Source organism: Acinetobacter radioresistens DSM 6976 = NBRC 102413 = CIP 103788, from assembly GCF_006757745.1.
In the GTDB taxonomy this organism is placed as follows: Bacteria; Pseudomonadota; Gammaproteobacteria; order Pseudomonadales; family Moraxellaceae; genus Acinetobacter; species Acinetobacter radioresistens.
The window spans coordinates 2,522,720-2,538,044 of sequence record NZ_AP019740.1 but is presented as its reverse complement, the minus strand read 5'-3'; the positions used below and the strand labels follow the sequence as shown (position 1 = coordinate 2,538,044).

16 protein-coding genes are annotated in these 15,325 nt (G+C 41.2%); 13 read left to right on the top strand and 3 right to left on the bottom strand.

Features of this window, described 5'->3' with window-relative positions; genetic code table 11:
- Positions 1–9: 9 nt before the first annotated feature.
- A complete protein-coding gene (filF, locus tag ACRAD_RS11885; RefSeq protein ID WP_005027714.1) occupies positions 10–1,959 on the top strand; it encodes a putative pilus system protein FilF in 1,950 nt (649 codons plus the stop codon).
- 96 nt (positions 1,960–2,055) lie between these two features.
- Here the strand turns inward: filF and ACRAD_RS11880 are convergent, their stop codons facing one another.
- A complete protein-coding gene (locus ACRAD_RS11880; protein WP_005404874.1) occupies positions 2,056–2,604 on the bottom strand; it encodes an NUDIX hydrolase in 549 nt (182 codons plus the stop codon).
- A gap of 130 nt (positions 2,605–2,734) precedes the next feature.
- Between ACRAD_RS11880 and ACRAD_RS11875 the strand changes: the two genes are divergently transcribed.
- The 7 genes from ACRAD_RS11875 to fghA all read left to right on the top strand — a co-directional run bounded on the left by ACRAD_RS11875 (position 2,735) and on the right by fghA (position 8,747).
- Positions 2,735–3,340 carry a CoA pyrophosphatase gene (locus ACRAD_RS11875; protein ID WP_005027712.1) on the top strand — a complete coding sequence of 202 codons (606 nt, stop codon included), beginning with the start codon at positions 2,735–2,737 and terminating at the stop codon, positions 3,338–3,340.
- Positions 3,341–3,364: 24 nt separating this feature from the next.
- The gene (locus ACRAD_RS11870) at positions 3,365–3,895 is read left to right on the top strand and encodes a gamma carbonic anhydrase family protein (RefSeq protein WP_005018592.1); all 531 of its coding nucleotides are present in this window, start codon (positions 3,365–3,367) and stop codon (positions 3,893–3,895) included.
- A gap of 135 nt (positions 3,896–4,030) precedes the next feature.
- Entirely contained in the window at positions 4,031–4,696 is a 666-nt protein-coding gene (gene tsaB, locus ACRAD_RS11865) for a tRNA (adenosine(37)-N6)-threonylcarbamoyltransferase complex dimerization subunit type 1 TsaB (RefSeq protein WP_005027710.1), read from the top strand.
- A gap of 13 nt (positions 4,697–4,709) precedes the next feature.
- Positions 4,710–5,534: an undecaprenyl-diphosphate phosphatase gene (locus ACRAD_RS11860; RefSeq protein ID WP_005027708.1), complete on the top strand. Its 825-nt coding sequence runs from the start codon at positions 4,710–4,712 to the stop codon at positions 5,532–5,534.
- A 3-nt stretch (positions 5,535–5,537) separates the two neighbouring features.
- Positions 5,538–6,338 carry a class I SAM-dependent methyltransferase gene (locus tag ACRAD_RS11855; RefSeq protein WP_005027706.1) on the top strand — a complete coding sequence of 267 codons (801 nt, stop codon included), beginning with the start codon at positions 5,538–5,540 and terminating at the stop codon, positions 6,336–6,338.
- A 128-nt stretch (positions 6,339–6,466) separates the two neighbouring features.
- Positions 6,467–7,894 carry a C13 family peptidase gene (locus ACRAD_RS11850; protein ID WP_005027704.1) on the top strand — a complete coding sequence of 476 codons (1,428 nt, stop codon included), beginning with the start codon at positions 6,467–6,469 and terminating at the stop codon, positions 7,892–7,894.
- Between the two features lie 13 nt (positions 7,895–7,907).
- Entirely contained in the window at positions 7,908–8,747 is an 840-nt protein-coding gene (gene fghA, locus ACRAD_RS11845; RefSeq protein ID WP_005027702.1) for an S-formylglutathione hydrolase, read from the top strand.
- A 24-nt stretch (positions 8,748–8,771) separates the two neighbouring features.
- Here fghA and ACRAD_RS11840 read toward each other — a convergent pair whose 3' ends face one another.
- Positions 8,772–9,053 (bottom strand): DUF2218 domain-containing protein, encoded by a 282-nt coding sequence (locus tag ACRAD_RS11840; RefSeq protein WP_005018600.1) that lies wholly within the window; start codon positions 9,051–9,053, stop codon positions 8,772–8,774.
- Positions 9,054–9,225: 172 nt separating this feature from the next.
- Here ACRAD_RS11840 and rpe point away from each other — a divergent pair, with 172 nt between their 5' ends.
- The 3 genes from rpe to ACRAD_RS11825 all read left to right on the top strand — a co-directional run bounded on the left by rpe (position 9,226) and on the right by ACRAD_RS11825 (position 11,276).
- Entirely contained in the window at positions 9,226–9,912 is a 687-nt protein-coding gene (gene rpe / locus ACRAD_RS11835; protein ID WP_005027700.1) for a ribulose-phosphate 3-epimerase, read from the top strand.
- A gap of 538 nt (positions 9,913–10,450) precedes the next feature.
- Positions 10,451–10,771: a DMT family transporter gene (locus ACRAD_RS11830; protein WP_005018603.1), complete on the top strand. Its 321-nt coding sequence runs from the start codon at positions 10,451–10,453 to the stop codon at positions 10,769–10,771.
- 16 nt (positions 10,772–10,787) lie between these two features.
- Complete coding sequence (locus ACRAD_RS11825) at positions 10,788–11,276, top strand: methylated-DNA--[protein]-cysteine S-methyltransferase (protein ID WP_005018605.1); 489 nt, start codon at positions 10,788–10,790, stop codon at positions 11,274–11,276.
- 17 nt (positions 11,277–11,293) lie between these two features.
- Here the strand turns inward: ACRAD_RS11825 and ACRAD_RS11820 are convergent, their stop codons facing one another.
- Positions 11,294–11,857, bottom strand: coding sequence for a 3'-5' exonuclease (locus tag ACRAD_RS11820; RefSeq protein WP_005027697.1), 564 nt, complete (start codon positions 11,855–11,857; stop codon positions 11,294–11,296).
- Positions 11,858–11,982: 125 nt separating this feature from the next.
- Between ACRAD_RS11820 and ACRAD_RS11815 the strand changes: the two genes are divergently transcribed.
- Together ACRAD_RS11815 and ACRAD_RS11810 are read left to right on the top strand one after the other, a co-directional pair.
- Positions 11,983–12,609, top strand: a complete 627-nt coding sequence (locus ACRAD_RS11815; RefSeq protein WP_005027695.1) for a nuclease-related domain-containing protein — start codon at positions 11,983–11,985, stop codon at positions 12,607–12,609.
- Positions 12,610–13,059: 450 nt separating this feature from the next.
- On the top strand, positions 13,060–15,273 hold the full coding sequence (locus ACRAD_RS11810; RefSeq protein ID WP_016801133.1) for a TonB-dependent siderophore receptor: 2,214 nt from the start codon (positions 13,060–13,062) through the stop codon (positions 15,271–15,273).
- The last annotated feature ends 52 nt before the right edge of the window (positions 15,274–15,325 follow it).

Genomic DNA, 15,325 nt, shown 5'->3' with positions numbered 1-15,325 from the left:
GCATGAATAATGAAAAATAAATATCTACTACCATTTACGATGACTGCATTAATGGCTGCATTGAGTGGCTGCGGTGGTGAAAGTGCAAATATTATCCCCGAAAAAGATACGATGACGTATGTCAATGGAACATGTAAAGCAAATGATGAAGGGTGTACTGAATTTATTTTAGATTATCCCGTTGATGGTCTGAATTTTACCTGTAGTAGTGACGCCAATAATACGTTTATAACTTTAATGGATTTTGCCAACTCTGTAGTTACAGGAACTTGCCGTACAGGCGATAAGGCAAAATTCTTTATGATGGGCAGTGATGACAGAAAAATTAGTCTGGGTGAAGTAGACCTCAATAAAATTAGTTCATCCGATACAATTGGTACGGTTCCTCGTTTGACCTTGCTTGATCTTGCTGCTGGAATAACCGGGCAAGATGCTAAAATGCTTCAGCAGAGTGATCCTACCGTGAAAGTTGCCTTAGAGCTGGTTAAAATTATTCAGGCATTGGCACTCAAAGAACAAAGAATTGAAGTGCCTACGGATATCCAGGCACTTTATATTACAGATGCAGTAAGACAAAATCTGGAAAAAATTTCTACCTCAGTGACTGCCGAAGATATTGTCAGTAAAAGATATGTTGAATTGATTCGCCCATGGCTGGATGTTTCACAAATTACAGATCAAGATGCTTTTATTGCGCTAAATAAATTAGTCAATATTGCTAATTCTGCAGTTTACCAACCTGAATTTGCCGTCTTTCCAACGAATTTAATTGATCAAATAGCAAGTAATGCCGGCTCAGAAGGCATGGTAGGGTGTAATAAACCAGTTTGTGACTTAAATGATATTTCTATTAAACGTGCTTTAGGTCATTTTATGCTGATTACTGACCGGCAGGGCTACACTCTTGGGAGTGGCATTCAATGGAAGGGAGGTGTTACTAAAGCTACATCTGCAGTTATCGGTGCTAATCTGGAACTTATTACCTCTACCAGGCCAGTGAGAATCACTGCGGAACCACAGGACCACTGGATTAATCCACTTACTAAGAGAATAGATCAGCCTTTTACATTTAAAGTCAGTGAACAGAACTCTCAGGATTTACTGATTACTCAAGGTAAACTACTTAATAACAGTATTATGGCCGGGCAAGAAAAGTTCTATAAAAAAATTACCAGAAAAACAACGATTACAGAAGCAGATAAAAATGATTTAGGCCACTGGCAGCAGGAGGTAGCCGGTGAGTTATTTCAAGGACCTATGGACCTGTACAAAATCTACCATATTACTTATCTGGATAAAAAAGTCTTCAAGTCTATTAATAATAGCCGTGTAGGCGAAAATTATATTTTTCCACTTTATGCTGATCTGACCTTCAAGTTTAATGATACTTCGGTCAATAATATTAAACTCGGCATTGTAGTAGATGCCAATGGAGATATTCGAACTAATATCCGGCCAAATGCAACTGCATCAGATATGTCTACGGCTTTATGTAATTCAGATAGTATCAGCCCGGAATTAATAGATAATTATGGAGTGCAACAGTATCGTTTAGGAACCACGGCCCGCGTATTTACTAATGATAATTCTATTTCTGTACGCATGATTTTAGCCAATGATACTTTTAATAATATCAATGGTGCATTAGTGGGAATGAATGTCAAATTGCAGCTCGCAGAAAATGGTGAAATACTTTCTGTTGGGGGAGCAAGGATACAGCTTGGTGGACTATTAAACGGTAACAGGTCAATTCGCTTTACGGACTCTGCAGGAGAAGCTGTACAATGGGCCAATACATTAGCAAGCTTCCAGAATACCTTTAATAATGCAAACCAGAAAAAGACTGAAAATGATCCAACTAAAAAAGAAGTCACACAGGCTGATTTAAATCTGGCAAAGCTGGCGGGCGGAAAAATAGAAATGACTTTGCCAGACTGTTATCAGGTTAAAACTAAATAAAATTCTGACATCAAATGATTTGTATTTATATGAATCAAGTTCTATAAAAGACCAGAGTAATATTAATTTGTTCTGGTCTTTTTATTATATTTTATATTAGCCGGTGTGATCTATACGCGTACCAATAGTTTCAAGATGGGTAATAAAAGAATTATTTTTCCGGTCTTCAAAATAATGACGTAAAGTCCGCTCGACACTCGGAAAAGCTAATTCAGTCCAGGGAATTTCATGTTCATCAAAGAGACGACATTCAATACTTTCTTCACCCGCTCCAAATGTACCATCAATTAAGTTAGCTTTAAACAGCACATAGATCTGCCCGATTCGTGGAATATTATACATACAGTATAACTGTTCAATATGAATTTCAGCTTCAGCTTCTTCACGGGTTTCACGTGCTGCACCCTGTTCCATGGTTTCAAATAATTCCATATAGCCAGCTGGCAGTGTCCAGAGTCCGTAACGCGGTTCAATAGCGCGGCGACAAAGCAGGACTTTATCTTCCCAAAGTGCTAAAGCTCCACAAATTACCTTCGGATTCTCATAATGTATATTTCCACATTGAACACAGACACGACGAATTTGATGATCGCCTAAAGGAATTTTTTCAGTTGTCTCATGCCCACAAATGATGCAGAAATTCATATACATTAACGCCAGGAGAGGTGGCATTCAGCATAACCGAAATTTTATGCTTTCGCATCATTTGTATGTCAAGCCCGACAATTTCAGCTATGATGAAAATAGAATAAAAGAGCGAAGATAAGGTAATGGCATGGATGATCATTCACTCATACAACTTCTGCAACAACGCTTGCGGTTTTCAAGACGTATACAGCCTGCCCATGCCGCAGTCCTAATTGCTATTACCAATGAGCCTGATCCGAAAGTGCTGCTAACACGCCGTTCTGCCTATCTGAACAGTCATGCAGGTGAAGTCTCGTTTCCAGGCGGGAAACGGGATGCGACAGATACCAGCAATATTGTGATTGCACTACGGGAAGCTCAGGAAGAAACTGGCCTTAACCCGTTTGAAGTAGAGCTGATAGGCGATTTACCTATGCATCGTGCGCGTAATGGCATGTTGGTTAAACCGGTAGTTGGACTTATTCCGGCCGGGTTGGAGCTCAATCCGCAGCCTTCTGAAATCGACCGGATTTTTTATGTTTCATTAGACGAACTGATGCATGCACCTCCTGTACCTTATGAGGTTCACTATGCGCATCAATCATTATATTTTCCCAGTATGCGGATTAATAATGAAATTATTTGGGGCCTAACTGCCCGAATGTTAATTGTGCTGTTTAAATATGGCTTAAATTATAAAAAAGAATGGCCATTCTTGTTGAACTCGCCTACTTTTCAGGCTAGAAAATACTGACTAAAACAAACAGGGAATAGAAACATGTTATATAAATTTGAAGGGCACGCGCCTAAAGCTTTACAGCAGCCTTGGGATGGATGGGTAGCAGACAACGCCACAGTGATTGGTCAGGTTGAAATGGGGCAGCAGGTCAGCATCTGGTTTGGAGCGGTGATCCGTGCAGATAATTCTAAAATTCACCTTGGTGATTATACCAATGTGCAGGAAAATGCAGTATTACATACTGATGCCGGCATCGAGATGAATGTCGGGCAATATGTTACGATTGGTCATCAAGCCATGCTGCATGGCTGCACCATTGGAGACAATACATTAATTGGAATTAATTCTGTAATTTTAAATAATGCAGTGATTGGTAAAAACTGTATTATTGGTGCTAATGCATTGATTCCAGAAGGTAAAATTATTCCAGACAACTCAGTTGTTATGGGGTCACCTGGAAAAGTCGTGAAACAGGTGGATGAGCAGGTTGCAGCGCATATCCGTTTCAGCGCACTACATTATGCAGAACATTTTAAGCGGTTTACACACCTAGAAGAAGTTAAACTTTAACGGAATCTGAAAGACGAAAATTTAGCCAAGTATAGACTTGGCTTTTTTGTATTTGCTCTGTGAAATCCTCGCCACTGAAACATGAGTGGAGTATGATAGCCAACAATTTTTAACTGATTTTATTTAAGGTTGTGCATGAAATTGCTGGCATTGGAAACTGCCAACGAGCAGTGTTCCGTATCCATAGTAGATGACATTCAGGAGCTGTTCTTTCAGCTGGATGAGCGTACTAAAGCACAGACACAAATGATACTACCTATGATTGAAAAGGGATTGCAGCAAACTTCACTGCAATTGGAGCAGTTATCCGCAATAGCGTTTAGCCGTGGACCAGGTTCATTCAGCGGCGTACGCATTAATGCTGCAGTCACCCAGGCACTGGCTTGGGCCAACGATTTGCCAGTCATTCCCGTATCAACCTTACAGGCACTGGCTCAGGCAGCCTATCGTCTGACGGGCCTCAAAGAGGTGAGTGCCGTACTGGATGCACGGATGCAGGAAGTTTATATAGGCAGTTTTCAGTTAGATGAACAGCATATTATGCGGCCAGTTGCTGAGGAACAGCTACTTGATTATGAGACTGCCAGACAAGCTGTCCAGTTTCCACTGGTGGGTTCTGGTTCAGCCTTAGTTGATACAGCACAGGTAAACTACCAGCAGATTACGGCAACAGCCCAAGATATTGCAGCGATCGCACGAGTACAGGCATTAAAAGCCGAGTGGTTAAGTGCCGAGCAGGCTTTACCAGTCTACTTGCGTGACAATGCGTGGAAAAAAATACCAGAACAAGGTAAAGCATAATTAGGAATACGGTATGGATCTTTTACTGCTATTTAAAGCAGCCATCATGGGTATTGTTGAGGGAATCACTGAATTCCTTCCGATTTCAAGTACTGGACATTTGATTCTGGCCTCAGAGTTAATGGATTTCTGGACTAAAGAAAAAAGTGCAGTCTTTGTAATTGCCATCCAGATGGGGGCAATCGCGGCAGTGATTTATGAATACTGGTCGCGTCTATGGGACGCTGCCACAGGTATGATCACGGGCGAAGAAAAAGGTCGCCGTCTGGGCTTTGGGCTGATTCTGGCCTCGATTCCAATTGTACTGGTGGGTCTGACGTTTGGTCAGCAGGTTAAAGAGCTTCTATTTAATGATGTGGCAGTAGCAATTGGTTTGATTGTTGGTGGCCTGATTATTATATGGATAGAAAAGAATCCACCTAAAGTCAATGCACCTGAAGTTGAGAATATCAGTATCAAACAGGCAATCTGGATTGGCCTGATTCAGATCTTATCACTGATTCCGGGCACTTCGCGCTCAGGCGCAACAATTATTGGCGGCATGATGTTGGGTCTGTCACGTAAATCGGCAACCGAATTCTCTTTCTTTCTCGGTATTCCTGTCATTATCGGAGCCGGTCTTTTAGATCTGTATCAAAGTTATGATGTACTGGAAAGTAATTTTGACTGGTTGGTAATCGGCTGGGGGATTCTAGTTTCCTTTATTTCAGCATTGTTCCTGATTCGTGTTTTAGTCGCTTATGTGGCCAAGCGTGATTTCATGATCTTTGCCTGGTACCGGATCGCATCCGGATTACTGATCCTGTTATTTGCCTTTACTGGCTGGAGATTATGGTAAGCCATGCGCTTATTTTGTGAAGCTGAATATGAGGATCAAGCACAGCACTACGCTGCTGTGCTTGGTTCACGAGGTATAAATTTAGGTATAGAAACAGTTGAGAAAATCAATAGCCGTTTTTTACGCCTGAATCCGGAACTTGCTTTATGTACAAACGCGCAGGGTTTATGGCTATGTGCAAATGGCATGAAAATGCAACCAGACTGGAAAGCTGAAATTCCACGTTTAAAGCGTGCCAGTTTAAAGTCGGAAATGCTTGCCCGCGCCTGCCAACTGGGAGAAAAGCCGCAACTGATTGATGCCACTGCCGGTTTGGGGCATGACAGCTTGCTGATGGCCCATTTGGGTGCAGAAGTCACTTTAGTCGAGCGTCATCCCATTCTATTTACGCTGCTGGAAGAAAGTCTGGCCCAGGCACAAACTGATGCATTCCTGAACTCAGCCGCAGCAAGGATTAAACTGGTTTTTGCCGACTCTGCTGATTATTTGCGTCAGCAAACAGCTCGACAGCACAGGATAGACGTTGTTTATCTTGATCCGATGTTTCCACAGCGTGACCAGAATCAGCAGGACCATAAAAAACAGGCCCAAGTTAAAAAACAGATGCAGCTTTTACATATGCTGTTGCCTGAACAGGGAGAGATGGATTTGGGAGATAGACTTTTATCTCTTGCACAAGCAGTTGCAAAACGGGTCATAGTAAAACGGCCACGTCATGCAGGATTTCTAGCCGAACAAACACCTGATCATCAATGGTTAGGCGACGCCTGCCGCTTCGATGCCTACTTTTATCTGCCTGATTAAAACTATTTGGTAACAGCTTCAATATTAAGCAAAGTTTTGTTATATAGTTAGAAAGTGGCATTGCTAAATTCTATCTCAGGCCTAAACTGTTTAGGCCTTTAAAAAAATATCATTTTCCCAGACATCCTATGATTAACCTCAAACCATCGATTAATTTTTGGCATGATTTTCAAAGCAATCAGATTGCCGGGATGTGGTTATTTTTAGGTTCTCGTCGCGCACTGGCTGCTGTGCGGCCTTCAATCCTTCAGTTTATTGTCTGGGGCGTACTGGGAGGGCTGGCCAATACTTTATTTAGCTGGCTGACTGCTGGTGAAACTGGCGAGTTTAATTCTCAAGGACTGGTGAGTTATGCCTTATGGCCTTTTCTGGCCTTAATTGTCGGCATATTCCTGTCACAGCGTACCAATAATCCACGATTAATGCTGGTACCGACTATCTTATGGCTGATTCTGGATACGCATATTGCGCTATTGCAAAGCCTGATTCAGTATCTGGGGCAACTTGATTATTTACCTTATGCAATTTATGACTATTTGCCCATCCTGTTTATGGTGCTGTTTGTCTGGCAGAGTATGGCTGTGGTCTGGGTATTTGGTCGTGAACTAAAATGGCCGTGGTGGGAATTTGCCCTGATCATGCTGGCGACATTTATTACATTGGTCGTATGGCAGATGTCAGTTAAAGACCAGCCAATCTGGAAAGTAGAAAGTGTCCCGCCATCATTTTCTGAAGAGGCTTTCTATAAGCAGAGTCAAATACTGAATCGTACTCTAGAAGATGTGGAGTATGGTGAGTTTGCTCAAACGCACTGGTATTTCTTGGGTGTCGCTGGCGCCAGCTATCAGGATGTTTTTAAATCTGAAGTAAAACGGATTAGGGAACAGTTTGATACCCGTTTCGGAACATTCGGCCGTTCGGTAATGCTAATTAATAACCCAGAAACCCGTACTGAAATACCTATTGCTTCTAGAACCAGCATTAATCTGGCGCTACGCCGTATCGGGCAGCAAATGAACCGTGAAAGTGATGTGCTATTTTTATATATGACTTCACACGGACTGCAAAATCAGTTTGAAATTGAAAATGCGCCTTTAGAGCTGGATCAGGTTGATCCAAAATGGCTACGTGAAGCATTGGACCGTTCCGGTATCCGCTGGCGTGTAATTGTAATTTCTGCCTGCTATTCTGGCAGTTTTATACCGGCCTTGCAGTCTGCCAACACTTTAATTATCACAGCTTCTGCTGCTGACCGTGCTTCATTTGGCTGCTCCAATGAAGCTGACTATACTTATTTTGGGCGGGCTTTCTTTGATCAGGCTATGCGTGAACAGTCTTCCTTAAAAACGGCGTTTGAACAGGCACGCAGTACGGTAGCGACTTGGGAGAATGCTCAAGGTTTTGATCCTTCTGAGCCTCAGTGGGTCATCGGCAAAAATATGGAACTGATGTTGCCTCAACTGGAACAGCGCCTGTTCCCGGCTACCACAGCAAATCAGCCTAATTTATCATTAGCTGTATCCCAGTCTGCTCAGCTCGAAAGGGCAGGAAAATAAAAGGAATAAGAATATGGAACTATTGCAGACCAATCGTTGCTTTGATGGTGAACAGCGTATTTATCAGTGGACTTCAAAATATCTGAAGGGTGAGAGCCGTTTTAGTATTTTTTTGCCACCTCAGGCGCTGCTGGATGAACCCTGCACCACTTTATTTTATCTGGCAGGCTTAACCTGTACCGAAGAAACCTTTGCAATTAAAGCCCACGCCCAGCGACTTGCTGCCCAGCTCGGACTAATTCTGGTCTCTCCTGATACTTCGCCAAGAGGGGAAAATGTTGCCCAGGGAGACAGTTGGGACTTAGGCCAAGGCGCTGGCTTTTATATTAATGCCTGTGCAGAGCCATGGTCTGAACATTACCAGATGGAAAGTTATGTGACAGATGAGCTTTATCCGGCAATTCTGAAAAACTTTCCAGTGCAGACCGATAAAGTCGGGATATTCGGACATTCTATGGGTGGCCATGGTGCCTTGACGCTAGCATTGAAATATCCGGAAAAGTTTAAATCGGTATCCGCATTTGCACCGATCTGCGCACCGTGTCAGTGTCCGTGGGGAGAAAAAGCATTTCGACATTACTTGGGTGAAGACCACCAGCAGTGGACTAAACACGACGCTGTACAGCTGGTGACACAAAAAGGTACCTTATTTCCTGAAATCCTGATTGATCAGGGGCTGGATGATCAATTCTATGACCAGCTCAATCCTGAACTGTTTGCACAGGCCTGCAAACAGGCAAGCCAGCCACTACGCTTGCGCCAGCATACTGGCTATGATCATGGTTACTATTTTATTCAAAGCTTTATGGATGACCACTTACAGTTTCATGCCATCCAGCTGGAAGAGAAATAAGCTTGAATGATACAGAGCATACTTCTAGTATGCTCGCCATTGTGCCTGAAATTCCTGTTGTGCCATGCGATTCAGATGATCAATAACGACTTTTTCCAGACGTTGATGCTCATCTTCGGCACGTTGACTTTCTACCTGAACAGCTAACTGTTCAGTTTCAGGGGTTAAAATGACTTTTGCATCTGGCATAACAATTGTAAAAGCTGTCCCATGCTCTTCAATTTCAAACTTGTGTTTCCAGTGATTTACCAGACGTTTAGCTATACGACCAGCATCTTGAGTATCAATTTCTGTGCGACTATTCATGTTGCTTCTCATTCTCAATAACAAGCATACTGTAGCAGAGTTTTACTCAAAGTACTTCCTCAAAATTTTAATACCTGTCTCAACAGGGATTGCATTTATGCTTTAGTGCCCAGTAATCAGGAGCTTTTTGCTATAATAATACAATAGTCAATTTCTCAAGCCAGGTCCTCCGATGTCCAAGCCCTATCTAATTGCACCTTCAATTTTATCTGCAGATTTTGCCCGTCTCGGTGAAGATGTGGAAAAAGTATTGGCAGCCGGTGCTGATGTAGTTCATTTCGATGTAATGGATAATCATTATGTGCCTAATCTTACTTTTGGGGCGGGTGTATGCAAGGCGCTCAAAAAATATGGTATTCAGGCACCCATTGATGTACATCTGATGGTTTCACCAGTTGATCGCACAATCGGTGACTTTCTGGACGCAGGGGCGGACATTATTACCTTTCATCCAGAAGCATCTGACCATATTGACCGCTCTTTACAACTGATCAAATCTGGCGGAGCGCAAGCTGGGCTGGTGTTTAACCCAGCAACTCCATTGCATTATCTGGACTATGTACTGGATAAGGTAGACCAGATTCTGTTAATGAGTGTAAACCCAGGGTTCGGCGGCCAGAAATTTATTCCAATGACTTTAGAAAAACTACGTCAGGTACGCAAGATTATTGACGCAAGTGGCCGTGATATCCGTTTAGAGGTAGATGGTGGCGTAGGACCTGCCAATATTCGTGAAATTGCTGAAGCAGGTGCAGATATGTTTGTAGCAGGTTCAGCCATTTTTGGAAAACCAGATTATAAAAATGTCATTGATGAGATGCGGGCTGAACTGAATAAAGTAGGCAGTGTAGAAGTTTAAGCTATTTTAAATAACTCGATAAGGTCTGTGGATAACTTTGTTTATAACTCTATGGATATCCTTGTTGATAACGCTAGGGATAACTTGGGTGAAATATAAACAATTAACTATCAATTGCTTATTAATTAGACAAAAAAAGTATAAAAAGGATTCAACTGAATCCTTTTTTATTGACTTAATCACTCCAAAAGCAAGTATTTTTATTAGCCAGTGTCTAAAATTTGAACTGTCTAATTTATAGCTACAGCCTGTAGAACAAGGCTTTTTTAAAGCTATATACTTATCTGGAAGTGAAGTTTGGCTTTTGTGCATAACTTTGATAAATTTTTCCCCATCTGCTGTAACACTATTTTTAGGGTTTACTTAAAGCTCAAGAGATTTTAAATTTAAATGAATGGAATCTGAGCAAAAGATACCTTTGTATTGAGCTACTGTTTATCTGGAAAAGCTCAGTTAAAATAATCAAAGTTTCAGGAGGAACGGCCTCCCCATAGTGGAAAAATTGTCAGGACGGCCTGACGAGAAAGGAAAAGACCGGATGGCATGGTTACTATTACTCTTAGCAGGTCTTTTTGAAGTAGTTTGGGCTTACTCAATGAAGCTTTCAGAAGGCTTTACTCGCTTAGGCCCAAGCGTAATTACGATTGTTTTTATGATACTGAGTGTAGTGCTGCTCTCTATTTCGATGCGGACTTTACCTCTAGGTACAGCTTATACTGTCTGGACAGGAATAGGCGCAATCGGTTCTTTTTTACTGGGGATTTTTATTTTAAATGAACCGGCAGGAGCAATGCGAATGCTGGCAGCAGTACTGATTGTATCTGGATTGGTTCTGATGAAATTATCTTCAAGCAATTAGAGGCAGGTAAAAAAATATGAAACTTGCAATGCAGTATATGGATTCTCCAGTGGGCCGTTTAAGGCTGATCGCAAACGAGAAAGCACTGGTAGCCGTTCTTTGGGAAAATGAGCAACCTAAACGTATTCAGCTGGCAGAACTGGTGGTTGAGCCGGAGCATCCGGTTTTGCTTCAGGTACGCCAGCAGCTTGAAGAATACTTTGAGGGAAACCGGCAGCGATTTGACATACCGCTAGACTTTGCCGGAACAGAGTTTCAGAAACTGGTCTGGACCGAACTGTTAAAAATTCCTTATGGACAGACCCGTAGTTATGGGCAGATTGCTCAAGCGATTGGTCGACCTAAGGCGATGCGCGCCGTAGGTGCTGCAAATGGTCGTAATCCGATTTCAATAATTGCACCTTGTCATCGGGTAATAGGAGCTAGTGGTGCATTAACTGGTTTTGCGGGTGGACTGGATAATAAAACAATTCTGCTGAACCTAGAAAAGAATATCCAGCTTTAAGGCGTTGATTTGCTGAGTTAGCCAAGCGGACGGTTCATCTTTAACTGCTGACCCCGTATTAGCCTAAACAGCTCTGCCTGATATAAAGCATCATCTAGAGCATTGTGATTTTTACTTAGCTTTGGATGTAATAGTCGGTCCATATGCCGTGAACTGGTTTCTGACCATTTACAGTGCTGGGCAGCCATAAAATAAGACTTAATATCCAGCGCGCTGATTCCAAATGGGTTATGCCCTAAAAATGCCCAGAAATAATAGTTAATAAACGACCAGTCAAATCCGGCATTTAAACCTACAAAGACCAGTCGTTGATCTCTTACAAGTGAGCTAAGCCACTGATCAAACATTTGCATAGCCTGAACTGGTTCCAGACCGGTTTGCTGTAAGCTCTCTAATGAAAGTCCACAGACATTTAATGCTTCCGGTATTGCATTACTATTTAATGGCTTGATTTCACATTGAAAGTTCTGTTCAGGATGATCAATATTACATGCGCCAATGGAAAGCAGGCTATAAATACCAGGTATAGGGCCAGACGCTTCAATGTCGACTGAAATATAAAGTTCTGATTTCTGAGCCAATATAATTTATTTCCTTGAACACTGCATATTAAATCATAATAGCGCTGAATGAGTTTGAAAAGCTTGATAGAACCTTAAATTCTACTTCATAACATATTTATAGCTAAACAACTGGGGTAAGGAAAATGTTATTTAATTTTATAATTATAGTGGCTGTAATCGGCCTGATTGCTTGGATTTCTTCTCCTAAATTTAAAGGTAAACTGGGCGAATTCACAGTGAAGGTACATGCTAAAAAATACTTGAGTGAAGAGTATATTATGCTAAATGATTGCACGCTACCTGATGAACAGACTGGTACTACTCAAATTGATCATATTCTGTTAAGTCCTTATGGTATATTTATTATAGAAACTAAAAATTATCAAGGATGGATCTTTGGCGGAGAACGCCAGAAACACTGGACACAGAAAATATATAAAAAATCTTTTAGGTTTCAAAATCCGTTATATCAGAACTACAAGCACATTAAGGTATTGGAGTCAGTGCTTAAAGATGTAGTTGAGCCTGAGTATTTGCATTCAATTATAGTTTTTACCCCCCAGAGTACTTTCAAAACACCCATGCCAGCTAATGTATTACAGGGAAAAGCATGGACAGATTACGTCAAACAATTCCAGCAGACTGTGATTCCGGCAATGAAACTCAAACGCATTAAATACCATCTAGAAAAAGAAATACTAGAAAAGGGCTGGAAAACTGACCGGCTGCATATCGAAAATCTTAAGCAAAAACAGGAAGAGCAGAACTGAACCTGTGCAAAAATAAATAACTGATAAAAATAGTCAAACACTGGATTGAGTAAAATTATAGAAATTAAAATCTGATGAATCTTTTATAAATTTGTACCGCTTTCTAATAGGAAAAAGAGAAGCTAATAATTTGTTTAAATTAAATTTTTAGAAATGATTTTAATATCTGAACAATTATATTTAAAATCTAAAAATAAGATAATGATGATAAAAATGATAATTAGTATCATTAAGGTATGCTTCATGTTAAGATTCTGCCGCGATTGAATTGATATACCTTGCTTTAAAAAATTGACTTTAGTGGACTTTGAAAGAAGAACCGTACTATGCAAGGCTAAGGCGAGTTGCAGCCAGTGCCCTATAAAAGTCTAACCTTAATAAAAAGATGAGGGAGACTATATCAATTCATTAAGGGAATTATTGACGACAACTATTTTTGGCTTAACTCGTATGTCTAGACCATTAAACTCTACGCCTAAACCTTTATTTTTGGCAGTACGGACTATTCTGTTTGCTTCCACTGCTTTACTGATACAAACTACCTTTGCAGCAGAAACGGATCAGAAAAATGAAACAAGTCATTCTGATAATGTACAGCAGCTTCAAACCATTACTTTAACAGCAGAGCAGCCACAGGCAGTCACAGAAAACTCCGGAAGCTATACGGTTAAAAGTGCAAGTACAGCGACCAAGCTGGATCTATCTTTACGAGACACGCCACAGACAGTTAAGGTCTATACACGGGCCTATCTGGATGACCGGAATATTGAGTCTTTTCAGGAACTCATGAGCCATATTACGGGAGTAACAGCTTCACGTACCGATGAACGCCAGAGTTATTATGCACGTGGTTTCCAGGTCGATTATTATCTGGTCGATGGCTTGCCAAGTACCTTAACACTGGCTGAAGGTGATCCGGATTTAAGTATTTATGACCGGGTAGAGGTAGTTAAAGGGGCAAATGGTTTAATGACGGGAGCTGGAAATCCGGCAATCGGCCTTAATCTGATCCGCAAACATGCTAATGCAAAAGAACTGACAGGTAACCTGACTGCATCAGCCGGTTCATGGGATAGCTACTCTAGCTCGGCAGATTTTTCAAATGCTTTAAATGAAGACGGTTCATTACGCGGTCGGGTCTTTGTGAAACATTTACAAGAAAATTCCTTTATGGATTTTTATTCCAAAGAGCGCAATATTGCTTATGGAGCACTGGACTACGACCTGTCCGATCGGACCACTTTATCGTTTGCCGCCATGTACCAGCAATTAGAACGTGATGGAATTCGCTGGGGAGGGCTACCGGCCTTTTATAATGATGGTACACGAACCAAATTTGACCGCTCCCTAACCGTTAGCTCAGACTGGACCTATTGGGATGTCGACTCAAAGGCCATATTTGCTTCACTCCAACATAACCTGTTTAATGATGTCGATTTACATATAGGTTATTCTTATCGTCGGGATGACAAAGATACAGCTCTGCTTTATGTCGATGGTAATGTAGATAAAAACACCCAAAAAAGTTTGGGGGCTATTTCTGTTTATTCCTCTGAACAGAGAAATGATGAAAATAATGTCGATATTTATATTACTGCGCCGTTTACCTGGGCTGGACGCCAGCAGGAAATTGTAACTGGTGCTTCATGGAACCAGAATGAGCTTCTTACCAATAAATATGGAACGATTCAGGGAAAAAAAGAAGGTACAAATGATCTGGACATCAATACCCCTAATGAGCTGGATTTTTCCAATATGAATACGGAGTTGCTGACTCCGATTACTAACCCGAAAAGACTGGCATTAAACAAGACTACTCAAAGCGGTGTTTATATTGCTGGTAAATTTCATGTGCTTGACCCTCTTAAAGTTGTGACAGGGGTACGGCTGTCAAACTGGGAATTTGAATCAAGTGATGGCAAGGGAACGCGTAAATTCGACAATCAGGTTACTCCTTATGTCGGAGTCATATATGACTTTGCAGCAGATCATTCGTGGTATGCCAGTTATACCGATATTTTTAAATCGGAAAACCGTCGTGATATAGATGGTGGTTATTTAGACCCGGCTATTGGTAAAAACTATGAAACGGGTATTAAAAGTGAATTTTTTGATGGCCGTTTAAATACAGCTTTATCTGTCTTTAGAATAGAGCAAGATAACTTTGCCGAGAAAATTACAGATGGATATGTAATTGTTAATGGCGTTAAGACCTCTGAACAGGCTTACCGAAGTATTGATGGAGTCGTCAGTAAAGGGGTAGAGCTAGAGGTTGATGGCGAAATTAATGATCAATGGAGTCTTAACTTTGGTATCGCCAACTTTGAAGCACGAGATGCTAAAGGTGAGAAGGTAAATCCCAATAATTCCCGTACTACCTCAAATCTGTTTGTTAAATATAGCCAAGATAAATGGAGTGCTGGAGCAGGAGTGGATTATCGAAGTAAAACTTATTCATTAATAAAAAAGGATAACTGGCGAATTGACCAAGGTAATATCTGGTTGGCGAGTCTTATGCTGGGTTATCAGGTTGACCCGAATATCAAGGTTCAGCTCAATATCGATAACTTATTTGATAAAGTTTATTATGAAGGGATTGGTGAAAGCAGTATGAATTATGGTGCACCACGTAATGCAACACTAAGCTTGCGTTATAAATTCTAACCAGACTTTTGTCTGAAGATTATAAATATTCAAAAGACAAGTAAAAAGGGGT